We start from the raw sequence: 24,235 nt of genomic DNA, 5'->3' as shown, positions 1-24,235 counted from the left end.
CTTGCTGCTTAGTTCTTGTAAATGGCGAAATGGGCCTGGTGCTGCTCGAGCTCTGCGCGGGTCATCACAAAGACGCCGTGGCCGCCGTTTTCGAACTCGACCCAGGTGAAGGGCACCTCGGGGAACTGGGCTTCCAGGTGGATCATGCTGTTGCCCACCTCGACCACCAGCACGCCATCCTCTTTCAGGAAGTCGGCGGCATTGGCCAGCAGACGTTTGGTGAGCTTGAGGCCGTCGGAGCCCGACGCCAGGGCCAGCTCCGGCTCGTGGCGAAACTCCTCCGGCAGATCCGACATGTCCTCGGAGTCAACATAGGGCGGGTTGGAGACGATGAGATCGTACTTGTCACCGGCCGGCAGATCCCGGAACAGATCGGAGCGAATGGGGATAACCTGCTGCTCCAGCCCGTGATCGTTGATGTTGCGCTCGGCCACGTTGAGGGCATCGACGCTGATGTCGATGGCATCCACTTCCGCATGGGGGAACTCGTGGGCCATGATGATGGCGATGCAGCCGGAGCCGGTGCACAGGTCCATGATCCGGGTCGGTTCGTCTTTCAGGAAGGGGGCGAAGCGGTTGGCCACCATCTCGGCGATGGGGGAGCGCGGAATGAGCACCCGTTCGTCCACGTAGAATTCCCAGCCCGCATACCAGGCCTTGTTGGTCAGGTAAGGCGCCGGAATGCGCTCCTGCACGCGGCGGATGATGAGCTCGGCGATGCGGTGGCGCTCGCTGGTGGTCAGGCGGGAGTGGCGCATGCCCGGATCCACGTCCGGCGGCAGATGTAACGCGGGCAGCACCAGTTGCACGGCCTCATCCCAGGCGTTGTCGGTACCATGTCCGTAGAAGATCCCGGCGTCGTTGAAACGACTCATGGCCCAGCGCAACATGTCCTGGATGGTGTGCATTTCGGCAACCACCTCATCGATAAATATCTTGTCCAAATCCACCTCCAAGTCGAGTAATATCCGGCCCGAGAATTTTATACAGCGAGCAAGACGAGTACCTGATGAAAAATACGCCCTCACTCACAGACGAGGAAAGCCTGCTGTTTCGTGATGCTGTCAAAGGTACCCGGAAAATTAAGCAAGATACCATAAGGGCCTCCTCAAACCCGGTCAAGCAGAAACGCGAAGTGCGCGAGAGCCGCGAAAAGCTTGGGGTTGACTACTTTTTCAGCGACGAGTACCAGCCCCATCTCGAGGCGGACGGGCCGACCCGTTACGTGCGCGACGACGTGTCAAAATTCGAGCTGAAAAAGCTCAAGCGCGGCAGCTACCCGCCGGAGATTTATCTGGATCTGCACGGCATGAACCAGCACCAGGCCAAGCAGGAGCTGGCGGCCCTGCTCACCCTGTGCCGAAAAGAGAACATCCACGTCGCTTCGGTGATGCACGGCATCGGCAAGCACATCCTCAAGCAGCGCATCCCGAGCTGGCTGGCCCAGCACCCCGCTGTGCGCGCCTTTCACCAGGCGCCGCGGGAGTGGGGGGGCGAGAGCGCCATCCTGGTGCTGCTGGACATCGAGGAGTGACCCCCTTCCCCGCCCCGCCTTGCCCCGGGCGAACTCCATAAAAAAACCACCGCCAGCTTGCGGTGGTTTTTTTATGGCGCCCCACAGGGGTCAGCTGGCGGCTTCCATATGTCGCTTGAAGTTATCCAGGATGCTCTGCCACCCCGCCCGCTGCTGTTCGCCGCTGTGCAGGGACTCGGCATCGAACCGCTCCTCCACCCGGGTGCCCCCCTGCTCTGCCACGAACCGCACGCTCACCTCGCGGCCATCGTCCATGACGTAGCCGAGCCCCGTCGGCGCTGTGACCTCGGTGAAGGTCCCCTCGAAATCAAACCCCGTGCTGCCATCCCGCGCCGCCATGTGGTGGCAAAAACGCCCACCCACCCGCAGATCCACCCGGCTTTGGGGGCAGTGCCACTGCGGGGAGGCGGCGTTCCATGCCATGATGCTGGCGGGGGTGTTCCAGCCCTGCCACACATCGGCAATCGGCCTGGCAACCCAGACGCTGACGCTTATCTTCATCTCTCTGATCCTCTGGCTTTCCTGCACGTTTTGCACTGTGGCACTGTCATGCCACGCCGGGCGCATCGGGCTGCGCCAAAAAGTGGGCCACCAGGGCATTGGCATGGCCGTGGCCCATGGCGTGTTCGTCCTTGAGCCAGGCCACCAGGGCCATGTGTTTGCGCTCCTCCCGCCCTGCCAGCAGGGTCAGCCAGTGGGCGATGGGCTGGCCGTATTTCTGCTCGATGGCAGGAAAGTAGGAGGCAGGCCCCTTCACCTTCGGTTGTTCATCCATGATGGCTTCTCCTCGGGGTGAGTACAGGCTCAGGGTTTGGGGGCGAACTGCTCGAACACCTGCTGTCCGGTCAGGGTCGGGGTGTTGTTCTTGAGGGCATAGAAGTCGGGCTTCTCGTCGATGAAGATCTGCCCGGTGAGCTCGAACCCCTGATCCTGAAACAGGCCGGCGGAGAGGATGTACTCGTCCGTCGGCAACAGATGGTAGAAAAGATGGGTGCCGCAGGTGGGGCAGAATCCGCGCTCCGCCCACTCCGACGAGCGGTAGGCCACCGGGGCCATCCCGGTGAACCGCACGCCCTTGCCCCCGTGCACCGCGAACATGGGCCCCCCTGACCAGCGCCGGCACATGGCGCAGTGACACAGGTTGACCTCCTTGTGATCGCCGCTCGACACGGTGATCCCGCCACACAGACAATGTCCTTCCATGATGCCTCCTGAGAGTTGGGGCGACAGACCGGGCGAACGGGTGCTCGCCTTCTTGCCGCACCAGATGAAGTAGCACGGGATCCGGGGGGCGACAACTGACCATACCGGGGCCTTACCGCGAGGCTGAGGCTCCCGGAGCGGGAAAATCCCCCTCTTTATTCATCGTATGAATGACTCAACACACCCCATGCACCGGATAAATAATGGTCAGGTTCCCTCCTGCAAGGCGATGCGATTCCCCTCGCAATCCCGACACTCCGCCACCCGGAGGCTCTCCCCGACCCGGGTGACGGGATAGAGACAGGCCCCGCCCGATGCCAGTGCCCGGGCCATGGCCCCCTCGATGTCAGCCACCCGCAGATAGATCCGGGTGCCATCCAGGCTCGGCACATAGCTCTCCCCCTTCGCCAGGGCGCCGGAGCAGCCCGCCGTGCCACTTTCCAGGGGAAAGAGCGCCATCTCGTTGCCATCGATCTGCACCCGCTCCAGCACCGTCTCGAAGACCCCCTCATAGAAGCGAATGGCTCTCTCCAGATCCTGTACCGGAATTTCAAAATGAATGGCGATGTTCATGGTCATCCTCCCTCGGTGTGAACCCGCAGGCTATCAGCGCCAAAAGAGGCGCAACAAGCCAGCGCTGCGATCAACAAGGGAGGCGCGCGGCCTCCCCGGGGTGCTTGCGCTTGTACTGACTCTCAGGTCACCGGTGCCCAGGGGTCGCCCTTGCCCGGCTCGTTGCCCTAGGTCCACCACTTGGCCTGATACACCACGCCCTTGTGGCTCACCTTGTTGCCGGCGGTGTAGACCTTGCCTGCCTCCCAGGCCGGTACCCCGTCCACCGGCGGCGTGCCGGGGTCGACCGGGGCCGGATCCAGCGTGGCCACCACCCGTACCTTGGGCCAGCTGGCGTGGGAGCCGTAGAAGTTGGTCACGCACTTCTCGTAATCCCCCGGCACCAGGGCCGAATAGGCGGTCTGGTACCCCACCAGATCGCACTCGAAGGAGTAGCCGCCGGGTCTGTCCGGGTAGTATTTCCAGTTGCCGTCCCAGTTGGTGTAAAGCACGTCGGTGGCGCCGTTGAGGTTGAGGCTGCCATAGGGGGTCTGCTGCCAGCAGGTGTTCTTCTCGTCCGCCAGCAGCGGGATCCCGTAGTGGGCCGCAAGCCCCTCCCAGGAGCGGATACGGTTGACCGGCTGGCCCTTGTTCTTGTTCTGCTCGCCGCACTCGATGCCACCGTTGATGATGTTGATGGTGGTGCCAAAGCCGTAGCCGATGCCCGCCGCCAGCTCACGCTGGGAGGGCACCCAGGTCCGGTCGATGACGTGCAGCATGGCGGGTTTGGGAGCCTGGGGCGTCAGGAAGAACCAGATGGCGGAGGCGAGGTTGAGCCAGGAGTCCGTCACCAGCCCGGGGTTGTTGAGGAGCACGGTGGCGTCGCCGTCGAACATGGCCTCGGAGAAGGCGCCGTAGTTGAAGTGGTAGGAGAGCTGCTTGGCACCGCGACCGAAATAGCCCTGACCGGTGCTGCAGGGCCAGCGCCGGTTCTGCCAGTCACTCTGGCCACACCCCGTGGTGTAGCCGGTCTGCCCCTCAGACCAACCCATCTCCCGCACGTGCACCAGGGCCTGTTGCCACTCCTCCAGCCCAAGGGGGTTGTCGGAGACATTCTCCTTGGCAATGTGGCCGCCGGTCTCCTGGGCAAAGTGGGCGAAGGCGGTGATGATGGACTTCTTGCAGATGGCGTCCGCATTGCGCCCGTCCGTGTAGTCGCCGCAGAAGGCGGGGAACTTGCCCACCGCCCGCAGGAAGCGCTCGTAGGTGTACTCCGGGGCGGCCATCTGGGTCAGGAACTCCCAGTCCGATTCGGTGAAGACCCGCTCGACCCGCTTGACGTTGTCCGGGTTGCCGGGGGCGCGGGCCACGATGGCCTCCACCACCGTGTTGGGCCGGGTGGCCAGAGCGTGGGACCAGATCCCGTACATGGGGTTGGCGGTCTTGGCCTGGGCCGCACTGGCAAGATCCGCCGCCGCCATCACATAGCCACCGCTGTTCTGGGGATCGGGCTGGATTGTCATGGCGCTCTGGCCGGGCAGTGCCCAGACGAGGGCAACCAGGCAGGCGGTGCGCGTGAGCATGAACATGGGTAACCATCCTTGTCTTGAAAATGTCAGGGCGAGCATAGGCATCCTGGCAACTAAATTCACGACAAGAATTAAGAATTTGGCGAAATTGTGAGCCATGCCTCCCTGCACTCAGATGGCACTCGTTTGCAGGGGGATCCAGCCCCTGGTCTTGTTGGCGCAGCCATCCGACCTGTGCGGACGCTTGCTCAGATCCCCCCTGCGCGCACCGCCCGGATCAGCAGATTGCGCGGGGTCATGGGTTTGGGACAGAAAGTGCCCACCTCCACCCGGTAGCCCTGCTCCTCGAGGAAAAGGGCGCGATCGAGCAGCAGCCAGATTTCCAGGGGGCGGCGAAACAGGTGGCGCACCAGCTCCATGCGGGCGACATCGCCAAAACGGCGCTCCCCCTGTGCCAGCAAGGCGGCGTAGTCGAGCCCCGCGGGCAAGCCCATCCCCTTGCGCTCGGCGGCCCAGTGGCAGAAATCCTCGAAGCCCCCGGTCAGCAGGCTCTTTTGCAGGTTGGGCACCGGCAGGTACTCATCCACCCCGCGCACCTGGCGCTGCAGGCAGTCGAAGGCGAGGCGCCACACCACCTCCCGCTCCCGCAGCCGGGCGATGCGGGCACCGCCGGTCACCGTCTCCTGCAGCGGCAGCTTCAAATCGCTCTTGCCAAGGCGCAGGGCACTGGCCCTGGCGGCCCAGGAGAGGGGCGCGTAGTGCTCTCCTCTGATGAGGTGGTAGCAACACGGGGAGAGGGTCACCCCCTGGGCACGCCCCTCGGCCACCCGCGTCAACAGATGGGTGTGCAGATCGCCGCAGGCATGGAGCGCCATGGCGTGATGGTGCGGGGCGATGAGGGCCCCGGACTCGGCGGCAAAGGCATCCGCCTCCACGAACCGCATGTTGGCGCCGTCGCGCGCGGCGAGCCGCCGCCCCTCCTCGCAGAGCGCCCCCTGCCACTCCAGGCTAAGGATCTCCGCGCCACGGTGCAGCGACACCAGGCGCCCCAGATGCCCCTTGCCGGCGCACCACTCCAGATAGGGACCTTGGTGGGGGGGCAGGCAGCCGGTGAAGGCCTCTATCTGCCCCTGCTTGCGTCCCGGCATGTACATCGCCATGGCCCTGGCGCACTGGACGGGCTCGGGGGCGAAAGGGGCAAGCTCGCCGAGAGCCTGCAACTCGGCCCCCGCCGGGATCCAGGGGGCGAGCAGGGTGCAGAGCGCATCCATGTCCCCGTCGAGGTGCGCTATCTCGTCAAGGGTCAGGGCTGCCAGGCACTTCGCAAGGGCTGGCGCCTCGCGGGCAAAGGCGATCCCCAGGTGGTGATAGGGCTGGTATTGCCACCAGCGTCGCTCGGCGGTGAGCAAGCAGTCCAGTTGTCGAAAACGGTGGGCCAGCACGGTGAACCTGTCCTTTGGCGCAAAAAGGGAGGCTCATTCTAGCGATCTGCCGTCAAAAAGCACTCGCCTGTGCGGCGCTGGTAGCCTGACAAAAAGCAGGGATTTGTGCTATATTCCGCCCCCTCATTCGCGCAGCCCGCCACGGCGAGCCGCTTTACCCCTATAAACGGAACCCAATCATGACCATCAATGCCATCCTGCAAGCCCGTGCAAATGCCAAATGCGAGCTGTGTGGCGCAGAACATGCGCTGACTGCCTTCCCGGTGCCGCACTCCCCCGCCAGCGACGACGACCACAGCGTGGCCCTCTGCGCCACCTGCCGCGGCCAGCTGGAGCAGCCGGACACCACGGAGGTGAACCACTGGCGCTGCCTGGGTGACAGCATGTGGAGCCAGGTGCCGGCGGTGCAGGTGATGGCCTGGCGCCAGTTGAAGGCCCTCGTCGCCCGGGGCGAGCTCTGGGCCCAGGACATGCTGGACATGATGTACATGGAAGACGAGGTCAAGGCCTGGGCAGACGCCGGCGTGACCAGCGACGATGACGACAGCGTGCCGACCGTCGACTCCAATGGCGCCGTGCTGGTGGAAGGGGACTCCGTCACCCTGATCAAGGATCTGGACGTCAAGGGCGCCGGCTTCACCGCCAAGCGCGGCACCCTGGTCAAGGGCATTCGCCTGACCAACAACCCGCTGCACATCGAGGGCAAGGTCAACGGCATGCAGATCGTGCTGGTGGCCGCCTACCTGAAGAAGGCCTGATACCGACCCTTCAAGCCAGAAGCGCCCCCAGGGGCGCTTTTTTGTTGCCTCTGTTTCCTGCCGTTCGGGTGGCACCCGCGGGAAACTGGACTATCCTGCAAACCAGTTCCGCGGTATGCCCCTCCCCTGACTGTCAGTGCGCCAATGGAGAGGGCCTTCCCGGCACGCATGGAAAGACCCCGGGCACCCTGATCCCCATGGCGCCCACGAGACCAAGGAGCCGCCCCATGGCCAGCAAGAAAGAGATCAAGAAGAAGATCGCCGCCCGCCAGGCGAAAATCGCCAAGCACGAAGGCAAGATCAAGAAGCTGAAAAAAGTCCTGAAATAGGGGCTGACAACCATTAAAACCGCCTGATGGCGGTTTTTTCATTACTGCGTTGGCCGCAAGGCGCGTCGAGTGGCCATGACTGCCAACCTCCGGCTAGCACCAATACTTCCTGTTCCAACCACAATCCCTTTTCGATCAGATATATAAGGACCTCTTCCAGTTGCTTGCCATGCTCACTCACCACGGGGACCTCCTACCATGGGATCTTGCCTCTGCTGATCGGTTGCCCCTCCAGACGGCGGATCAGAGTGCGGGCATAGTGATGAACATAGGCCATCAAGGTGTCGGGTAGCCAAAGAGCCAACGGACGACGAAGGGCATGGGCCAGCTCGTTAGCGATATCCAATCCGCGCTGATCCAGATCGCCAAAATGGGCCCAGGGTACGGCAGCCGGCAACAGCGGGAATACCTGACGTGCCAACTTGGTATTGCGGCCAGGCACATAGAGCAACAACTCCCCCACTTGCAGCGGGTAATCCACGAAAGCTCCCTTGTTCTCCACCGTGACCAGTTGCCGCCCCTGCCACTCAATGCCATGTAACTTACTCAAGCAGCGCTCCGGTAAGACCAGCTCTCCCAATAGTGCCAGTTGCGCCCTCATGTCGTGGCGCAGTCCGTCCTGGTCGATGAGTGACAGCGGGCTCAGCGTGCGAAGTCGAATCACTTCATCCTGTGTCAGCGTGATGTCGATAGCATCATTATCTGGATCTATCCCGCTCTTGCTGTCCCCATGCCAGAGGGCATGAAAACTGGCCTGGTTTAGATGTGCGGGCAGGTCCACCCCGAGAGCCCTTATCGTGTCACGCCTGTCCGGCATCACTGGTGCAACCTGTGCCAGCTGTGCTGCGAGATAATTCCATCCAGCATCGGTCAACACATGACGAGCCCCTCGTCCCACTGGCTTGACTCCACCCACAGCCTGCAGGAGATCTCTCAACTCGCGGCCATGCTTGCTATCGAGTGAATATCCCTGGTTATTAGTGTCTGCCAGCAAGCGGGCACAGAGATCCTGCACACGACGCTCATCAAAAAGTGACATCCTCCCCCCTCTTTCATTGCGGTTCCATATGGCCAAGTAGAGGGGATCTTTCTGTCCACAACCGTGACCTGTCTCGCACCAAAGGAAGGTCGCTCTTTCAAACCGTCACCCGTCCACAAGCTCGTGGCAGGATGGTCAGCGGTTACGATTGGCAATCCATCGACATCGGTGAAATCAGTATGCTGCGACGCCATTAGTTGACCGGCGAGAAAAAAGACAGCTTATCTGCGATGTGAAGGCATCATCAAAAACTGCCTTCATGCGGTTTTTTTATACATATCCTTGCCTATTGCATTTCCTGCCGCAGACCATGCTGCACCGGATTGCCCTCCCCTGAATCCTCTTCGGGGTCGGGGGAGACGCCGCTGGACGACTCGTCGAAGAGGCTGGCATCATGCCAGCTTTGACGCCAAGGACGTGCTCATGAACCCGAATACCTGGATGCTGTTTGCGCTAGCCTATCTGCTGGCGACCCTGACTCCTGGCCCCAATGTGCTGCTGGTGGTCAAGAACGGTCTGCAACACGGCTGGTGCGCCCCCCCTTGTCAGCATCCTCGGCAACCTGGGGTGCTAGGCCATCCTCATCGGTCTGGTCGCCATGGGGGTGGGGGCCCTGCTGGAAACCCTGCCTCCCCTCTTTGTCGCCCTCAAGCTGGCGGGGGGTGGCTACCTGGTGTATCTGGGCTACAAGGCGCTGCGCGCGGCCAATACCAATGCCCAAGGGCTCTCTCCCTCCACCGCTCGGGGACGCACCAGAACCACCCTCTCCTTGTTGCGAGAAGCCTTTCTGGTCTCCGCCAGCAACCCCAAGACCATCGTCTTCCTCTGCGCCCTGCTGCCCCAGTTCCTCGATCACCAGAGTCCGCTGACGCTGCAGTTCATCACCATGTACCTGACCATCTGCGCCATCGTCAGCCTGGTGCATCTGTGCTATGTCGCCCTGGCCAGGCGCGCCGGTCGCTACTTCAAACCAGGTCGCAGCGAGCGCCTCGTTGGCCGCATCACCGGCGGGCTTTTCATCACCCTGGGCGGCGCCATCCTGCTCAGTGGTCGTCCCTGATCCCTGTGCCTCACCGCTGCTGACATTATCTGCACCATCGGCGCCGCTTGGGCGCCGCGGATCCCGGCCACCGGGGCTAGAGTTGTAGGCGTGTCTGTATATGAGCCTGCGGTGGAGCGCCATATGTATTCCTACACCCTCACCTTCCGGGAGGAGGCCGACAAGTTGACGGCCCCCGAACACGAGATCCGCTTGCAAAGCCCGGCCCAGGCCGGTGATTTCATCATTCTCTCCGATGGCAGTCGCCATCAGGTGATGTTCGTCACCCACCGAGCCCACTACAGCAGCCTCTACCTCGACAAGGGGGTCCGCATCCCCCAGAGCTGACGCAGACATCGTCTTTCGCTCCCTCCAGCTATGGTGAGAGAGGGCTGCAGCTCGCCAACGCAAGCCCCTTGCCGCCCAGGGAGCAGCAAGCCCGAATGACCCATTGCCAGAGGTATTGATCATGTTCAGACAGACTGCGCTCATCCTGACCCTCACCCTGTTGGGCAGCGCCCAGGTTCACGCCATCAACCACAAATACGCCGAGCAGCTGGAACACTCCGGCTGCACCCAGGTGACCGAAGCCCAGGGCTGCGATATTCACAAGAGCAAGGCGGAAAACGCCAAGGCAGGATTTGGCACCGCCGCCCCGGCCGACGAAGGCGGATTGAACATGAGCTATGAGCAGAAGCTGGAGCGCTCAGGCTGTACCCAGGTGAGCGAGCTTAGCGGCTGTGACATCAACAAGAGCAAGGCCGAGAACACCGCCGCCGGATTTGGCGCCGCCCCCGCAGCGGCCAGCGCCAGCCCCTACACCGGCAACTGGGTCGCCACCTTCCCCGAGACGGGCGCCACGGTCGCGAACATCCGCATCGATGACAAGGATCAGGTGTGGGTCAACGACAAGCAGGTCAGTGCCAGGAAATCCGACGGCGCCCTGGTGTTCAAGGAGGGCATGGTCATCTACACCATCCAGGGGGATCGCCGCCTCAAGGGAGAAGATGGCTGGGTCGACAACGATGCGGGCACCAAGGGGCCCATCGCGGCCAAATGACCCCGTCACCATCACGACAAGGGGAGCCGCGGCTCCCCTTGTCGTTTCTGCCTGCTTGCCCCCCCTCTACCCTTTCTTCGGGAAGTCCAGCACGGCCACCACCGGCGAGCAGAACGGGAGCGCCGACCAGGAGGGGGCGTCGAAGATGAAGCGGGCGACGGCGCAGGTCGGCATGCGAGTGATACCGGAGGAAAAGCCATGAGCCAGGTCGGTGAAGGCAGGATCATGACCCACCAGCAGTACGCAGGCGAGATCATCTGAAGGCGCCCCCACCACCCCGAGAAGGGTCCCGGCATCGCTCTCGTAGAGGCCCTCGTCGATGGCGATGTGGTTCGGGGAATAACCCAACTCTGCGGCAAGCAGCCGGGCGGTTGTCATAGCCCGGCAGGCGGGGCTCGAGAGGATGAGATCGGGCTTCACCCCCAGGCGCGCCAGACGAGCCCCCATCAGGGGCGCATCGCGCAGCCCGCGCGCCGCCAGCGGACGAGCGCGGTCAGACAAAGATGCGTCCTCCCAGCTCGACTTGCCATGGCGTACCAGGATCAGGGTTCTTCTCATGACGTACTCCCTGGTTGATAAGGGCGACAGGCAGCCCCTCAGACCGCCCCCCGTTTGCCAGCATGAAGGGGCAGCAGCACCATGACCACCATGGTCAGCAGCACACCCCCTACCCCCCAGCCTACCTGTTCCCAGTGTATTGTCTCCCCGGTCAGCATGCCGGTGAGCAGCACAGTGGCGCAGATGAGGGTCCAGCCGGTCAGGTGGAGGAAGGACTCCCCCCGGTAGCAGCGCTTGATCAGGATGGGGTTGAGGGCCATGGCCACGCAGCCGAGCAGGTAGATGCGATTGCCGGGAGCGAGGCTGAAGGCAAAAAGCCCGATGAGGGGATCATCGGGCTCTGCGGCAAGGATCAGGGGCTCACTTCTTCCATGAAGACAAGCCGAAGGGGTTCGGCCAGCAGTTCGTCCGCCTGGCGAGCGAAAGCCTGGAAATACGCGGTCTCACAGTGGGCATTCAGGGCGGCCTGACTCACGAAGGCTTCCCGCATGTAGAAGGTGCCGGGTTCATCCTTCAACTCGAACAGCACGTAATCGAGGTTGCCCGGCTCCTGGCGAGTGGGGCCAATCAAGGCAAGCAGGGCATCGCGAAGGCGCTCTCCCATGCCGTCACGGGCCTTGAGCACCGCGATCGATACCAGTTTGTCTGTCTCTTTTTTCATCCAGTTTTCTCCGTTGTACATCGTCAACACGCCAGAGAGTGCAACCTGGACAGCGATTTATACTGCCGGATGCGCCCCCATCAGACGTTGCCCAGTGTAGGCAGGACGGTGGAGGCCATATAGGGGGGCAGAATGAACACTGTGTTCAACGGGGTGGATAACCACGCCGTGCACGGAGGAACAAACGAGCGGGAGGGATCATGGCGCAAAGGGTGGCAACGGGACCCGCCAGGAGGCGGTACGACTTGCGGCCCCCTGGTCCAGGCTAAGGGCCTGCAGACCAACGTTCAACGTCAAGGCAATAGGTGGTGAAAGGGTGTTCGCCCAGGCGAGTTTTCCTCACCCAGATGGCCCGTCTGGCGAGGGATCGATAAGGCGGGCGGGTATCCAGCAGGTGAAAGAGGATCGTCCGATGGCCAAGCTCCCTCGCCCACCCCATCATCTCGTTGAAAATCGCCACGCCGCTTCCCCAGCTGGCCCTGGCGAGCACGATGGCAAGCTCCACCCCCTCGTCATCGGGCTGGATGCCGCACCACCCCGCCAGGGTGCCGTCGAGGAAGATGGCGCGCACGCGACAACCTGGCCGGGCGTCGACTCCCAGCTTGTACGCCATCCAGTCGCGCACCCCGGCCACATCGAAAAGCGGGTGAGGGATCAGGTGCTTTCGCAGCGTCTCGTCGTTGAGCAGCGGCAGAAAATCCTCTGCCCTGACAGCAGAAAAGGGGCTGAACACCATGGAGGTCTCTCTCATTGCCCGAAGAGGCACCCTAGTAGGGGGTGCCATCCTTGTGTCTGGCTGACCAGGCGCCATCGGCACCCTGTACCAGGGCCAGATCGTCGTCGGGATAGTCGACGGTGTCCCCTGGCTGCCTGTCCCCCACCTCGAGATAGACGGCGTCCACCTCACCGTGGTTGAGCAACTGGTGGGCCAGGCCGCTCCCCCCCTTGAAGCCGATGCACTCCCCCGGCGACATCCGGTACTCCTCCTCCCCGTGGCGCAGGGTGGGATTGCCCGAGAGTACATAGACGAACTCGTCCTGCAGGCCGTGATGGTGCTTGAGCGCCGAGATGGCCCCCGGTGCCAGGGTCGTCAGATTGACCCCGAAATTGGCGAGGCCGAAATGATCCCCCAGCCTGCGCCGGGTGCGGTGCTTGACCAGGGAAGCAAAGGGCTCCGGATCGAGGGACTTTGCCTTGTGCTCGGGGATGGCCATTGCCTGAATGGCGCGTTTGTCAGTCATGTTCTGATCCTCCCTGTGAATGACGTCTCTCTTTATAGCCTGCTCCTTAGCGACAAAACATGGGCAGGGGGTTGAAGGGGTGTCTCACACACCATGTCATGCCCGGTTGCCGCCAGATGGTAAAGACGCCCTGATTTTCGTTTGGCTATCTTAATAGCACACCGGAAAATGGGAAGTCGCGTTGGCGACCTCACCAATGGAATAAAGAAGATGGCCCGCGATCACTGGGAAATGCCCTCTTCCAGCGGCCCGGGTATGGAGGGGCACCGGCACATGCAGACCCGGTGACTAGAGCACCTCAATCCTGACCTTGATAAGCCCAGATCGGGGATTGCCGATGGCGCTGAACGCAGCCCTGGAGAGATCGATGATGCGCCCGCGGGGGAAATTGCCCCTGTCGTTGACCCGCACCACCACGCTCTTGCCGTTGGCGAGGTTGGTGACCCTGACCAAGGCGCCGAAGGGCAACTCCATGTGGGCGGCGGTGTTGGCGTGGCGCTGGTAAGGCTCCCCGCTGGCGGTGCGCTTGTTGTGGTAGCGATCGGCGTAATAGGAGGCGAGCCCCGTCTGGGTATAGCCTCGCCAGTTGCCCGCACTGCCTGCATCAGGCTGGCTGCTGCAGGCCGCCAGCAGCAGGCACAGGGAGGCCAGCAGCCCTTTTTGTCGCGTCGTCATGCGTTGCTTCCTCGATGGGACAGAGCGACCAGCATCGCCAGTCTGGCTTCCGTTAACAGGGGCCTACTCTCTCATATTTCCCATGGAAAACGGGAGGCCCAGGCCTCCCGTTTGTGTGTTCACCCGTCAGCCCCTGTCAGGTGATAACGAGATCTGTACACCTCTCCTGAGTCCGCTAGGCTCCTGATCGTGGAGCCGTGTGCAGTACGAAGGGGCTGGTAAACATGCACAATCAGCCCTTCATTTTTCGTCAACTGTTCCAGCGGTAAGGCTGGGTTAAGTGATTGAACGTATGAAAAAAGGCTCCAGAAGCCAGCCACGATGGCTACCGCCACCAGAAACTTGGTCCACCCCTTTTACATGGCACGGACACCGAACACACGCCAGAATCAGGTGGCTTGAATGCGCGCCTTCGTCATGCGCCATTGTTTGCGTAATTCAAAAAATTCCATAGTCATACTGTATTTATCCCTGATCCCCCTCCTCCACCTTGTAACCAAGGCGCTCATAAAACTGCACCGCCCTCTGGTTACCCGTAAAACTGGATAAATTCACCCAGCATTGTGTGATTCATAGAGATCATTTCCCCATCACTGGCGATGAACGATTTAAAAATAATAATTACTCTGCTGTCGCTCCCTTGTGGCAAGCCAAAGCCACAATAGCTAAGGAGAGGATGGTCAATATCAACAAGTGCTGGGCCAGCCATTCTTTGTTTAGCCTATATCGCAATCGGCCTTTGTACGTATTCTCATAGCTTATCAAGACCTGCTCACCTTCCTGCACCTGCCACGCCTGTTCGAAATAAAAGGGCCACCAAAATCTGTAATAAGGCTGACTCCAGACCGTGACCCGCTTTCCTTTTGCGGCAAGCAACACTGCTTCGTTATAGATACTACCTCGATAGGCTATTTCCTCTCCCGAGTCCGTCAGGATCCTGATCGCGGAGTTATGTGCAGTACGGAGGGGCTTATAAACCTGCACAAGCACCCCCTCATTTTTCGTCAACTGTTCCAGCGGCAGGATGGGGTTAAGCAATTCAACGTAAAAAAACACGCTCCAGAAGCCGGCCATGATGGCTACCGCCACCAGAAATTTGGTCCACCCCTTTTGCATGGCACGGATGCCGAACACACGCCAGAACCAGGTGGCTTGAATGCGCGCCTTCGTCATGCGCCATTGTTTGCGAAACGCGAAAGTGTCCATAGCCATGCTTTATTCATCCCTGTGTATGTTTCCAGCTGCCATCTGCTGCAAGGACATTACGATCTGCAGAGCCCACCATATTCCACCAGACTCTGCGACATCGTAAGTGGTCACAACACCTCAACATTTACCTTGATAACACCTTCGCGAATATTGCCGATGGAGCCGAAGGCGGATTTGGAGAGATCGATAATTCGCCCGCTTTTAAAGGCGCCGCGATCATTGACCTTGACCACTACGCTCTTGCCGTTGGCGAGGTTGGTGACCCGTCGCACCATGGAGCCAAAGGGCAATTCCATATGGGCAGCGCTACTGAGGTTATTGAGATAGATCTCGCCGCTGGCGGTCTTTTTACCGTGATAACGGTTGGCATAATAGCTGGCGTAACCGGTCTCGCTTTAGCCGCGCCAGCTGCCGCCGTGGCTCTCGTCATAACGGCTGCTACAGGCTGCCAGCAGCAGGCAGACAAGCAACAGCCCCCCTTTGCAGGCCGATTGCACCACTCCTTCTCTCCCGATGCCGCGCATCTACTTCTCCTCGCTCACCTTGCCGGATAGATAGCCCGGCTGATCATATCGCGTCGCAGTAACGGGTAGATTCTCCCCATACCGGCAAGCCACCGCAATGTAGGCGGCCCCTTGCCATCATGGGGCCCTGCCCAGTTGCCAACGCAGTGGTCGCCGCGATTGTTGCAATAAACACAGGCTTTAAATCACCACTGTTACAGCCAAGAGACAATCAAGGTGCCACTTCTCTGCTCGCGTTTGCCAACTCGCGCACACAAACACCCTCCGATCTGCGTCCGCAACCCAGCACAACAAGAGGGATACTTATTAACCAGAACCGGGCAAGCCCGTTCATCCGTAGCCTTATTCCATCACAGGCAGCGCCGCTACTTTGCCATATTTTTCCAATAAAAAGGGAGGCGAATGCCTCCCTTTTCTCTTGCTATTTGCCCATCAGAGTCAGGCGATGAGCTTGTCGTCGGCGAAGCCAAAGCCGCGCAGCCCCACCACATGCACATGTTCGTGCTTGCCCTGCACCTTGCGGATGAGCTTGTAGGTGGTGCCCTTCTCGGGGCTGATGTTCTCCGGCGCCGCGATGAGGAGCTGCATGTCCTGGCGCTCGCACAGCTCGAACAGGGTGGCGATGGATTTGCCATCAAGCCGCGCCGCTTCGTCGAGGAACAACAGGCGGCAGGGGGCGATGTCCTTGCCGCGCAGACGGCGGGACTCCTCCTCCCAGCTGATGAGCACCATCAAGAGGATGGCCTGACCGGTGCCGATCGCCTCGCCGGTGGAGAGGGCGCCGCTCTCGGCACGCAGCCAGCCGTCGGCCCCGCGCTGCACCTCGATCTCCAGCTCCAGGTAGTTGCGATAATCCAGCAGCACGTCCCCCATCACCTGATAGTTGCGCTCTCCCTGCTCCACCTGCGGGTTCAGGCGCTGGAAGAGCTTGGCCATGGCCTCGGAGAAGCTGAGCTCCTTGTCGGCGAAGAGATCGTTGTGCATGGCGCTCTGATCGGCGAGAGCGGTCAGGAGGCGAGTGTGGGCCTCGCGGATATTGACGTTGAGACGCACCCCGCGCACCAGACCGAAGGCGATGTTCTGCAGGCCCTGGTTCAGTACCCGGATGCGGTTCTGCTCCCGGCGGATGATGTTGGTGATCTTGGCCGCCACCTCGTGGGAGGAGAGGGACAGATGGGTTTCCCGCTGCTTGAGCTCATCGGCGAGGCGCGCCAGCTCGATCTCCATCTCCTCGATGGCTTCCACCGGATCGTCCGAGCGGATGATGTCGTTGCGGATGCGATCTTTCAGGTAACGGTAGACCTGCACGTAGAAGGCGACCTTCTGCTCGGTGCTGCGGTTGCCTTCCGACAGACGAAGCGCATCGCGCAGGGCCTCGTCGTGGGCCACCGCCACCCGCAGGGCGCCGAGGGCCTTGTCCGACATGGAGCGCAGCTCGTCGCTGTCAAGATAAGCCAGCTCGCGCTTGTTCAGACGCTTCTCGACGTCGGTCTCCCGTGCCAGACGCACCACCCGCGACCAGCTCGCCTTGTGACCCACCAGGGATTTGCGGGCGCTGTAGTAATCCTTGCCTTCGAGCTTGAGACGACCGCCAAGGGACTCGATTTCGCGCTTGCACACCTGCAACTGGGCCTCGGCGCTGGTGCGGCGGGTCCGGGTGCGGATAAGCAGCTCTTCAATCTCTTTCTTGTGGGCACGGGCCTTCTCTTCCATGTCATCCGACAGGGTCAGCCCCATGGCCGCCAGCTCCTGCTCGAACTCCGCCAGGGTCTGCCCCTTGGCCGAGGCGCTGGAATCGAGCGCCGTGCGCAGTTGCAGCGCCTCGGTGTGGCGCTGGGTGATCTGCTTGTGCTGCTCACCGGCGGTGCGGGCGGCAAGCTCTGCCGCCTTGAGCTTCTCTTTGAGTCGCTCGCTCATCTCGGACGCCTTGCCCAGCAGATCTTGCGCATCCTGATAGGCAAAGTGCGGCAAACGGGCCACCAGCTGATCGAGGGCGTAGCAACGGCGCTTCTGCTCGGCCAGCAGGTCGCTCACCTCGTCAAAGGCTGCCTGCAGGGCCGCCAGATCCTGCGGATCCTGACGCAGCACCTGCACCTGGGTCTCGAGTTTTTCCAACGCCTTGCCGTGCTTGGCGATAAAGGCTTCGGCTGTTTTAAGCGCCTCCACGTCGGCGTGAGCCGCCTCGAGGCGGGCCACCAGGTCTGCCTCGGCAAACAGGTGGGCAAAGGGCAGCATCCCCTGCACCAGCTGGATATGGCGGGTCAGCTGGGCGGCGGCGGCTTTGGCATCACTCAGCTGCTTGTCGCACTCGGCGATGGTTTCTTGCAGCTTGCGCTGCTCGTGCTGCTTGGCCTGCACTTCCGCTTCGGGGTCGGGGCGGAAGGCGATGTCCAGATGCTGGCCGATAAAGTCGCGGAAGTGGCCGTAGAGACGGTGGTACTTCTGCTGCTCGAAGGCGGCCTTGGCGTAGCCCTCGATGAGCCCTTCGCGCTCAAGATCGAGCTGCTCGATGCGTTTTTCCCGGGCGGCACGGCCAAACAGCGGCAGCTCGGGGTAGCGGGAGAAGCGCACCTGACGCTTGCTGGTGCGCACCAGCACGGCGTCCCCCAGCTCGTCGGCTTCCACCAGATCCTCGTCAAAGGAGTCGGGGTTGCCCTGAATGAGGTAGATATCTTCCGGGCAATCTTCCAGCTTTTTCAGCCGCTCGATGGCGCCTTCGAGGTCGAGCACCACCAGGGCGCTGCGAGCCGGGCCGTAGAGCGCGGAGTAGTAAGGGGCATCGTCGATGGAGATGTCGTCATATACGTCCGAGAGCAGCACGCCCCCCACCTGCTCGGCGATGCGGGCAAGACGGGGATCCGCCTCGCCGGCACCCAGCTGCAGGTTGCGAATTTGCATCTCCAGCGCCTGTTTCTGGCCCTGAATGCGGTTGCTCTCCTGCTCAAACTCCCGCTCCTTGTCGAGCACGCTCTGCATGCCGGAAGAGAGTTCTTCGGCGGTGGCCAAGGCCAAGCCACTCTGCTCGCGCAGTTGCTCGAGTTTTTCAAAGGATTTGAGCCAGCGCGGGGCCAGCTTGGTCAGTTCCGCGATATCGCGACCCAGCTGAGTGCCCTGATGCTCGAGGCTGGCGCGGCGCTGATTGGCCTCTGCCTGCTGCTCGGAGAGCTCCTCCTGGCGGGTGCGCTGGGCTTCGAGGAAGATCTCCAGCTCGTCCTGACTAGCAATGTGCTGACCAGACGCCTGGGCCAGCTCGTCTCGCAGCCGCAAGAGCGTCTTCTGGCTTTCGCTCTCTTTCTCGAGGCGAGCCAGGGCGGCGCGCAGACCCTGCCCCTGGGCAATGCGGGCCTTGTCTTCGATGTGGCGCTTGAGCAGCGCCTGCGCGGTGGGCCAGGCAGCCTCGCGCACTGTCTCGGGTGCGATGCTGAGCAGCAGCGCCAGCGCCGCTTCGTGTTCGGCCACCGCCGCCTTGGCCAGCGCCAACTGCTGCTCGGCCCCCAGCACCCGGCTGGTGAGGTTCTGCTCGGCTGCGCGGAACTGGTGCAGGGTGTCGCTCGCCTGCGCAGGCTCGAGCCCCGGCAGTTCGCACTGCTCGCGGGCGTTTTCCAGGGCCTGCACCGCCTGACGGTACTGGATGGCGCGGGTCTGCTGGATATCGAGCGCCTGCTGATAGTCGGCGAGCTGGGTCTTGAGGCTGTCCACCTCTGCCTGGGCCAGCTCCTTGCGCTCCTCCACTTCCAGCAACTGGCCGTGGATCTCTTCCACCACCGCCTGCTGCTGCTCGAGCTTGTCGTTGAGCTCCGCCAGATCGGCGCGATAGAGGGCAATCTTCTTTTGCAGGGCCACGGCCGCCATCACCTTGGCCAGGTGCTCGGCGGCGGACTCCAGCTCGTCGGTCAGGAGCTTCTCGCGGTTGGTGAGCTGATCCACCTCGTCCGCCAGATAGATGGCGCGCTGCTTCTCCTCGGCCAGCAGACGGCGTTTGCCGGCGAGCTCAGAGCGTGCCTTGAGGGCCAGCTCGGAGAGACGGCTCTTCTCGGCGGCGCCCCGCACATACTCCGCGGCCACATAGTGGGTGGTCTCGGTGATGAGATTCTTGAAGAGATCCCGCTGACCCTGGGTCTCCTTGATGGCTTCCAGGGTGCGGCGGTTCTCGTAGATGGCCGCCTCCATGTCCTGGAACGCCTTGCGCACCCCGGAGTTCTCCGGCAGCAGGTATTCACGCAAGGAGCGGCTGATGGAAGACGAAATACCGCCGTAAAGGGAGGCTTCGATCAGGCGATAGAACTTGCCGCGATCCTTTTGATCCCGCAGTTTCTTCGGGGTGATGCCGAACTCGAACATGAAGTTGTGATAATCGGTCACCGTATTGAACTTGGCGACCTTGATGGCGCCAAGCTCCGCTGCCGCCCCCTTCAGATCGGCGAAGGCACGTACCCGGCCCTTGCCATCGTCGAGCTTCTCCAGCAGCAGATCCGTGGGCGCCAGGTGCTCGGGCACATCCACCAGGGCGAACGGGGTGATGTTGACCTTGTTGTCACGGTTGGCCACCTGTTCGAGGTGGACGCCGACCCAGATCCGCTGCTCGCGGCTGTTCATCACTTCCAGCAGCGAATAGCAGTGGCCACGCTGCAGCTTGCCGTAGAGCCCCTTGTCGCGGGAGGCACTGCTGGAACCCGCCTCCGTGGTGTTACGGAAGTGGAGCAGTGACTGGTCGGGAATGAGGGCCGCGATAAAGGCCGCCATGGTGGTGGACTTGCCCGCGCCGTTGCCGCCGGACAGGGTCGTGACCAGCTGGTCGAGATCGAAGGTGCGGGCGAAGAAGCCGTTCCAGTTGACCATGGTCAGGGATTTGAATTTGCCTCTCACGCCACACTCTCCATCAAACCGGCAGACACCATCAGTGCCGGCACATTAACGTTGCAGATCATCTTCCACCTCCAGCTCCAGCTGCTCTTCGTCCAGATCCTCTTCGATATCCTCGAACAGGGAATCGCTGCTCGGCATCTCGTCATCGTGGAAAATGGCCTCCCCTTCCTGGATCATCCGCAGTTGCACCGCGCGGGGATCCTCGTCGGAGCGCACATCGGCGGCGAAGCGGAACACGGACTCGTTGACCCGGAATTTGTCGCTGTTGCCAAGGGGGGTGATCATCCCGAGGCGCTTGAGGCGACGCATGGAGGTGCGGATCTTCTCGAGCAGCTTCTTCTTGTCCAGATCCGTGCCGCCGGAGCGGCTGTTGACCATGCGCAGCAGTTGCTTCTCGTCCGCCAGACTCAGCACCTCTTCTTGCAGCTCGCCCATGGCGAACACCCCTTCAGAGGCGAGCCTGTCCGGGCTCAGGAACAGGTAGCAGAGCACCTTGCCCACCAGCATATCGAGCTCAGATAACACTGTTGTACCGATGTCGGCGCTCGGGCGCGGACGCAGGTAGAAGAAGCCTTCCGGTGCCTTGATGAGTTCCACCTGATAGCGACCGTAGAAGATCTCCAGCTCCTGGTGGTACTCCACCAGGGCCGAGTGCTGCTCGAATTCGTCGGCACTGATGTGGCGACCGGAGCGCAGGGCGGTGTCGATGCGCGGAAACAAGGGGTTGGCGATGGCCTCTGCGAGACGCAGGGGCAAGGGGAATTCAGTATTGATCGATGACATAGGCCTGAACCTTGGATCCAGCTTGGTTGATGGGTTTCCATGCGGGTTGGCGGTGGTGCTCGCGCTCACCGCTGGCATGGCCGAGACGCACGGCCTGATCGATCAGGAGGCGCGCCACGTCGAAGTGGGCATGGGCCGGGTAATCCAGCAGGTATTCCCGCAGCACGTCGGCAAGATCCAGCCGATCTCCCTGCTCCGGGTAGCGGGCCAGGTAGCGCTCGATGCGCTCCGCCAGCTCCTGGTTGATGTCCACCATCTCCACGTACTCCATCTCGAGGGGCACCTCGCCGGTCACCTCCTCGTCGTGGATGGCGATGGTTTCATCCCGCAGCTCCAGCAAACGGGGCTCTTCGGCCACCCGCAACAACCAGCTGTGCTGCTCGAAGTTGCGGATGGATTCCCGCAGCCGCTGGCTGAAGGCGCGGTTCTTGTCCATGTCGATGGCGTTGCGGATGAACTTGTGGACGTGCCTGTCATAACGGGACCAGAGCTCGATGCACTGCTGGCCCCAGGCGGTGATGACATCCAGACGCCCCTGCAGGGCGTGGGTCAGCTCCTCGACGTGGAACAGATCCTCACGCCCCTGGGCCGCTTCCTGAATGTTGAGCAGCCCCGCCTGCAGGCGGTGGCCGGCGGCGTCCAGGGTGTCCTGCAACTCGCGCAGGGTCTGGCCGGTCTCGTGCAGGAGCTTCTCGCAGCTGTGGATGGCATCGACCCAGTTCTGGGTCAGCAGGGCCGCGATCTCGCTCTTGACCTGGTTTTGCTGCTCGTCCATGGCGCGCTGGGTGAGATCGATGCGCCCGAGCGTCTCTTCCAGGGAGAAGGAGAGGCGCGGCAGCACCTCGGCGTCCCACTGCTCCCGGGTGTTGGTCTCGAGCGCCGCCTTGCGGGCGGTGTCGAGCTCGGCCGCCAGGTGCTCGAGCAGGATGGAGAGCTTGATGGAGTCCACCTGGCGCTGATCCATGAAGAAATCGACGATGCTCATGCCAAGGCGCGACAGGCGGTAGAGGCTCTCCCCCGCCACCATGTCGGTGGTGAAACGCGACAGCAGTTGCTGACGAATGAGATCGTTGATGGCGTTGTTGGCGCGACCGGTGAGGGTCTCGTCCATCTGGCCGAAGGCACTGCTGACATAGCCAAAGGCATCGTGCAGCGCGGCCTCCGAGAGATCAGACTCGTCCTCGGAGAGCGTCTTGATCGCTATCAGAAAGGCCAGCCTGTCGGTGGGGAGGTGCAGCGCCAACCCCTCCTGTCTGACCCATCCCACCGTCTCTGGCAGGGTACGGGATGTACTCATCATGACGTTATCATCTCGTTGTTATAGTCGGCAGGTCTTCGCCCGCCGTGGTGATATAGGCCGGGGTCGGTGGCGCCCCGGCGGCTGGATCCCGCATCGTGTTCACGCCGGTGTGTCTCAACCGGCCGGTTTCTGGGCCATCACATGGATGTAGCGCCCCAGGGAAACAAAGGGCTCCTGGCGGCAATATTGCTGCTCCATGGCGAGCAGGTCCTCGAACTTCTCGACCTGATCCTGCTTGTGGCGCATGTAGTCGTGGATGACGCGCACCCCGGTCTTGCCGATGATCCGCAATCCCCCCCGGCCTATCCAGTCATAGACCTGCTCGGGCAACTGGGGATTGGTGGGAGTCAGGGCAGTCTGGCGTTTCTTGCGAAGGCCCAGGCGCACATAGTCGAAATTGCCCACCACCAGGCTCTGGAACAGGAGGCCGTGACGATTGTAAAAAAGCAGCGACAGTATGCCCCCAGCCTTGACGAAAGGGAACAGACCCAGCAAGGTCTGGCGCGGCTCGGCGAGCCACTCCAGTACCGCGTGACAGAGCACCAGATCGAAGGTGCCGGTCACGTGGTGCTTGAGATCCTGAATGGGGCAATGGATGAGACGAATTCTGTCTTCCAACCCCTTCTGGGCGATCTGCTCCCGGGCCAGATCCAGCATTTCTGCCGACAAATCGCACAGCTCCACCTGGTGGCCCATGGCCGCCAGTTTCTGGGCGAAGTAGCCAAAGCCGCCGCCGGCATCCAGGATACGCAGCGGCCGGTTGCCCAGGCGCGCCAGGCAGGCTTCGATGTCACTCCAGACAATGGTGGTGCGAATGCTCCCCTTGGTGGAGTCGTAAATGTTGCGAGCGAACTTGTCCGCGCGCCCGTCAAAACTCTGATCTTGCTTCAAGACACACTCATCTTCGACCGCCCCGCCATGAGGGCCGCAGGAGGAACCACACAGGATTGGGCCACAGGAAAAAAGAGGGGTATTCTGTCACATCCCGAATTTGCTGAAAACTCAAGGACGTGTCTGTCGTGTTCGAGCTCAACTTCTTTGTCATCAAGAAATGGCTGGGCCATCTGCTGATGCCGCTCCCCTTCTCTCTCTCCTTGTTGGTGCTGGCGCTCGTGCTGCTCTGGTTCACCCGCTTTCAAAAAAGCGGCAGGCTGCTGGCGACCCTCTCCTTGGTGATCATTGCCCTGATGGGGACGCGGCCGGTGAGCTACGAGCTGGCCCGCAGCCTGGAGCAGACCTATCCCCCCTTCGAGGTGAGCCTGCATCCTGACATCCAGGCCATCGTCGTGCTGGGCAACGGTCATGTGAGCGATCCGGCCATCCCAGAGCGCGCCTGGCAAAACAACATCTCCCTGGCGCGCACCCTGGAAGGGGTTCGCCTGGCCCTGGCCTATCCAGAGGCCGAGCTGGTTTTCTCCGGCGCCGTGGCCGGGGATCCCCTGTCGAACGCCGAGGTCAACGCCCGCATGGCGGAAAGCCTTGGCATCCCGCGTGCGCGCATGACGTTGTTTGAAAACAACAAAGACACCCATGACGAGGCGGTCAGCATCGCCGCCCACCTCAACGGCAAGCGGGTGGCGCTGGTGAGTTCGGCCACCCACCTGCCCCGGGCCATGGCCCTCTATCGCAGTCAGGGACTCGATGCGGTGCCGGCTCCCACCGATTACACCGCCAAGCAGAGTCAGGAGCCGCAACCCCTCTACAGCTACCTCCCCAAGGGGCGTTATCTGATGTATTCCGAGGCTGCCATTCACGAGTGGATTGGGGTATGGTGGGCCCGTTTGCGTGGGCAGGTCACCGAGTGAGCAATCGCGCCTTGCATTCCTGATTTGGATCAGGAAAGCGAAAAAAAATTACGTCATTTGCCGCCGGGTCAGCTATCTTGGGCTCGGTTCAATTCATATAATGTTGCGCAATCAAATGCCTAGGAGAT

Annotated in this window: 24 protein-coding genes and 2 pseudogenes; 6 read left to right on the top strand and 20 right to left on the bottom strand. The window is 61.9% G+C overall.

Annotated features, from left to right (window positions below):
- Positions 1–8 precede the first annotated feature (8 nt).
- Complete coding sequence (gene prmB / locus C3418_RS03065; protein WP_010674830.1) at positions 9–944, bottom strand: 50S ribosomal protein L3 N(5)-glutamine methyltransferase; 936 nt, start codon at positions 942–944, stop codon at positions 9–11.
- Between the two features lie 65 nt (positions 945–1,009).
- Here prmB and smrB point away from each other — a divergent pair, with 65 nt between their 5' ends.
- On the top strand, positions 1,010–1,534 hold the full coding sequence (smrB, locus tag C3418_RS03060; protein ID WP_103857929.1) for an endonuclease SmrB: 525 nt from the start codon (positions 1,010–1,012) through the stop codon (positions 1,532–1,534).
- A 90-nt stretch (positions 1,535–1,624) separates the two neighbouring features.
- Here the strand turns inward: smrB and C3418_RS03055 are convergent, their stop codons facing one another.
- From C3418_RS03055 to C3418_RS03030, 6 genes are all read right to left on the bottom strand, one after another.
- Positions 1,625–2,035, bottom strand: coding sequence for an SRPBCC domain-containing protein (locus C3418_RS03055; RefSeq protein WP_041211466.1), 411 nt, complete (start codon positions 2,033–2,035; stop codon positions 1,625–1,627).
- A gap of 46 nt (positions 2,036–2,081) precedes the next feature.
- Positions 2,082–2,309, bottom strand: coding sequence for a DUF4287 domain-containing protein (locus tag C3418_RS03050; RefSeq protein ID WP_049636768.1), 228 nt, complete (start codon positions 2,307–2,309; stop codon positions 2,082–2,084).
- Positions 2,310–2,338: 29 nt separating this feature from the next.
- Positions 2,339–2,737 (bottom strand): GFA family protein, encoded by a 399-nt coding sequence (locus C3418_RS03045; RefSeq protein WP_103857928.1) that lies wholly within the window; start codon positions 2,735–2,737, stop codon positions 2,339–2,341.
- Positions 2,738–2,944: 207 nt separating this feature from the next.
- Entirely contained in the window at positions 2,945–3,310 is a 366-nt protein-coding gene (locus C3418_RS03040) for a VOC family protein (protein ID WP_049636770.1), read from the bottom strand.
- Between the two features lie 167 nt (positions 3,311–3,477).
- Positions 3,478–4,878: a chitinase gene (locus tag C3418_RS03035; RefSeq protein ID WP_103857927.1), complete on the bottom strand. Its 1,401-nt coding sequence runs from the start codon at positions 4,876–4,878 to the stop codon at positions 3,478–3,480.
- Positions 4,879–5,066: 188 nt separating this feature from the next.
- A complete protein-coding gene (locus C3418_RS03030; RefSeq protein ID WP_103857926.1) occupies positions 5,067–6,260 on the bottom strand; it encodes a methyltransferase in 1,194 nt (397 codons plus the stop codon).
- Between the two features lie 179 nt (positions 6,261–6,439).
- On the opposite strand from C3418_RS03030, the gene C3418_RS03025 reads away from it, so the two are divergent.
- Positions 6,440–7,018 carry an alkylphosphonate utilization protein gene (locus C3418_RS03025; protein WP_039040739.1) on the top strand — a complete coding sequence of 193 codons (579 nt, stop codon included), beginning with the start codon at positions 6,440–6,442 and terminating at the stop codon, positions 7,016–7,018.
- A 342-nt stretch (positions 7,019–7,360) separates the two neighbouring features.
- Here C3418_RS03025 and C3418_RS03015 read toward each other — a convergent pair.
- Positions 7,361–8,386, bottom strand: a pseudogene (locus C3418_RS03015) (Wadjet anti-phage system protein JetD domain-containing protein).
- 598 nt (positions 8,387–8,984) lie between these two features.
- On the opposite strand from C3418_RS03015, the gene C3418_RS03010 reads away from it, so the two are divergent.
- The 3 genes from C3418_RS03010 to C3418_RS03000 all read left to right on the top strand — a co-directional run bounded on the left by C3418_RS03010 (position 8,985) and on the right by C3418_RS03000 (position 10,485).
- Positions 8,985–9,446, top strand: a complete 462-nt coding sequence (locus tag C3418_RS03010) for a LysE family translocator (RefSeq protein WP_254203848.1) — start codon at positions 8,985–8,987, stop codon at positions 9,444–9,446.
- 123 nt (positions 9,447–9,569) lie between these two features.
- Positions 9,570–9,773, top strand: a complete 204-nt coding sequence (locus tag C3418_RS03005) for a hypothetical protein (protein WP_039040737.1) — start codon at positions 9,570–9,572, stop codon at positions 9,771–9,773.
- Between the two features lie 121 nt (positions 9,774–9,894).
- Positions 9,895–10,485: a hypothetical protein gene (locus tag C3418_RS03000; protein ID WP_103857936.1), complete on the top strand. Its 591-nt coding sequence runs from the start codon at positions 9,895–9,897 to the stop codon at positions 10,483–10,485.
- Positions 10,486–10,551: 66 nt separating this feature from the next.
- On the opposite strand, the gene C3418_RS02995 is transcribed toward C3418_RS03000, so the two are convergent.
- From C3418_RS02995 to cmoM, 12 genes and pseudogenes are all read right to left on the bottom strand, one after another.
- On the bottom strand, positions 10,552–11,043 hold the full coding sequence (locus C3418_RS02995) for a histidine phosphatase family protein (protein WP_103857924.1): 492 nt from the start codon (positions 11,041–11,043) through the stop codon (positions 10,552–10,554).
- A gap of 38 nt (positions 11,044–11,081) precedes the next feature.
- Positions 11,082–11,303: a hypothetical protein gene (locus C3418_RS02990; RefSeq protein ID WP_254203849.1), complete on the bottom strand. Its 222-nt coding sequence runs from the start codon at positions 11,301–11,303 to the stop codon at positions 11,082–11,084.
- A gap of 92 nt (positions 11,304–11,395) precedes the next feature.
- Positions 11,396–11,704: a putative quinol monooxygenase gene (locus tag C3418_RS02985; RefSeq protein WP_103857923.1), complete on the bottom strand. Its 309-nt coding sequence runs from the start codon at positions 11,702–11,704 to the stop codon at positions 11,396–11,398.
- A 265-nt stretch (positions 11,705–11,969) separates the two neighbouring features.
- Complete coding sequence (locus tag C3418_RS02980) at positions 11,970–12,455, bottom strand: GNAT family N-acetyltransferase (RefSeq protein WP_103857922.1); 486 nt, start codon at positions 12,453–12,455, stop codon at positions 11,970–11,972.
- A gap of 16 nt (positions 12,456–12,471) precedes the next feature.
- Positions 12,472–12,945 carry a cupin domain-containing protein gene (locus tag C3418_RS02975; protein WP_103857921.1) on the bottom strand — a complete coding sequence of 158 codons (474 nt, stop codon included), beginning with the start codon at positions 12,943–12,945 and terminating at the stop codon, positions 12,472–12,474.
- Between the two features lie 288 nt (positions 12,946–13,233).
- Entirely contained in the window at positions 13,234–13,620 is a 387-nt protein-coding gene (locus tag C3418_RS02970) for a septal ring lytic transglycosylase RlpA family protein (protein WP_103857920.1), read from the bottom strand.
- A gap of 621 nt (positions 13,621–14,241) precedes the next feature.
- Positions 14,242–14,832: a hypothetical protein gene (locus C3418_RS02965; protein ID WP_103857919.1), complete on the bottom strand. Its 591-nt coding sequence runs from the start codon at positions 14,830–14,832 to the stop codon at positions 14,242–14,244.
- Between the two features lie 104 nt (positions 14,833–14,936).
- Positions 14,937–15,353, bottom strand: a pseudogene (locus C3418_RS02960) (septal ring lytic transglycosylase RlpA family protein).
- Positions 15,354–15,791: 438 nt separating this feature from the next.
- Positions 15,792–20,219, bottom strand: a complete 4,428-nt coding sequence (gene mukB, locus C3418_RS02955) for a chromosome partition protein MukB (RefSeq protein WP_103857918.1) — start codon at positions 20,217–20,219, stop codon at positions 15,792–15,794.
- 45 nt (positions 20,220–20,264) lie between these two features.
- Positions 20,265–21,002 carry a chromosome partition protein MukE gene (gene mukE, locus C3418_RS02950; RefSeq protein WP_029314572.1) on the bottom strand — a complete coding sequence of 246 codons (738 nt, stop codon included), beginning with the start codon at positions 21,000–21,002 and terminating at the stop codon, positions 20,265–20,267.
- Entirely contained in the window at positions 20,983–22,302 is a 1,320-nt protein-coding gene (gene mukF, locus C3418_RS02945; protein ID WP_103857917.1) for a chromosome partition protein MukF, read from the bottom strand. Before mukF ends, mukE begins: the two co-directional genes overlap by 20 nt.
- A gap of 114 nt (positions 22,303–22,416) precedes the next feature.
- The gene (gene cmoM / locus C3418_RS02940; protein WP_103857916.1) at positions 22,417–23,193 is read right to left on the bottom strand and encodes a tRNA uridine 5-oxyacetic acid(34) methyltransferase CmoM; all 777 of its coding nucleotides are present in this window, start codon (positions 23,191–23,193) and stop codon (positions 22,417–22,419) included.
- A 128-nt stretch (positions 23,194–23,321) separates the two neighbouring features.
- Between cmoM and elyC the strand changes: the two genes are divergently transcribed.
- Entirely contained in the window at positions 23,322–24,107 is a 786-nt protein-coding gene (gene elyC / locus C3418_RS02935; protein ID WP_103857915.1) for an envelope biogenesis factor ElyC, read from the top strand.
- Positions 24,108–24,235 lie beyond the last annotated feature (128 nt).

The sequence above is a fragment of the Aeromonas sp. ASNIH8 genome, assembly GCF_002919855.1.
GTDB lineage: Bacteria > Pseudomonadota > Gammaproteobacteria > Enterobacterales > Aeromonadaceae > Aeromonas > Aeromonas caviae.
The sequence above is the reverse complement of the archived record's forward strand: the minus strand, read 5'-3'. Positions and strand labels throughout refer to the sequence as shown.

Bases quoted from the DNA above. Each gene is read 5' to 3' on its own strand.
- smrB (WP_103857929.1), top strand. From the start codon at position 1,010: ATGAAAAATACGCCCTCACTCACAGACGAGGAAAGCCTGCTGTTTCGT.
- C3418_RS03055 (WP_041211466.1), bottom strand. From the start codon at position 2,035: ATGAAGATAAGCGTCAGCGTCTGGGTTGCCAGGCCGATTGCCGATGTG.
- C3418_RS03050 (WP_049636768.1), bottom strand. From the start codon at position 2,309: ATGGATGAACAACCGAAGGTGAAGGGGCCTGCCTCCTACTTTCCTGCC.
- C3418_RS03045 (WP_103857928.1), bottom strand. From the start codon at position 2,737: ATGGAAGGACATTGTCTGTGTGGCGGGATCACCGTGTCGAGCGGCGAT.
- C3418_RS03040 (WP_049636770.1), bottom strand. From the start codon at position 3,310: ATGAACATCGCCATTCATTTTGAAATTCCGGTACAGGATCTGGAGAGA.
- C3418_RS03035 (WP_103857927.1), bottom strand. From the start codon at position 4,878: ATGTTCATGCTCACGCGCACCGCCTGCCTGGTTGCCCTCGTCTGGGCA.
- C3418_RS03025 (WP_039040739.1), top strand. From the start codon at position 6,440: ATGACCATCAATGCCATCCTGCAAGCCCGTGCAAATGCCAAATGCGAG.
- C3418_RS03010 (WP_254203848.1), top strand. From the start codon at position 8,985: ATGGGGGTGGGGGCCCTGCTGGAAACCCTGCCTCCCCTCTTTGTCGCC.
- C3418_RS03005 (WP_039040737.1), top strand. From the start codon at position 9,570: ATGTATTCCTACACCCTCACCTTCCGGGAGGAGGCCGACAAGTTGACG.
- C3418_RS03000 (WP_103857936.1), top strand. From the start codon at position 9,895: ATGTTCAGACAGACTGCGCTCATCCTGACCCTCACCCTGTTGGGCAGC.
- C3418_RS02995 (WP_103857924.1), bottom strand. From the start codon at position 11,043: ATGAGAAGAACCCTGATCCTGGTACGCCATGGCAAGTCGAGCTGGGAG.
- C3418_RS02990 (WP_254203849.1), bottom strand. From the start codon at position 11,303: ATGGCCCTCAACCCCATCCTGATCAAGCGCTGCTACCGGGGGGAGTCC.
- C3418_RS02985 (WP_103857923.1), bottom strand. From the start codon at position 11,704: ATGAAAAAAGAGACAGACAAACTGGTATCGATCGCGGTGCTCAAGGCC.
- C3418_RS02980 (WP_103857922.1), bottom strand. From the start codon at position 12,455: ATGAGAGAGACCTCCATGGTGTTCAGCCCCTTTTCTGCTGTCAGGGCA.
- C3418_RS02975 (WP_103857921.1), bottom strand. From the start codon at position 12,945: ATGACTGACAAACGCGCCATTCAGGCAATGGCCATCCCCGAGCACAAG.
- C3418_RS02970 (WP_103857920.1), bottom strand. From the start codon at position 13,620: ATGACGACGCGACAAAAAGGGCTGCTGGCCTCCCTGTGCCTGCTGCTG.
- C3418_RS02965 (WP_103857919.1), bottom strand. From the start codon at position 14,832: ATGGCTATGGACACTTTCGCGTTTCGCAAACAATGGCGCATGACGAAG.
- mukE (WP_029314572.1), bottom strand. From the start codon at position 21,002: ATGTCATCGATCAATACTGAATTCCCCTTGCCCCTGCGTCTCGCAGAG.
- mukF (WP_103857917.1), bottom strand. From the start codon at position 22,302: ATGATGAGTACATCCCGTACCCTGCCAGAGACGGTGGGATGGGTCAGA.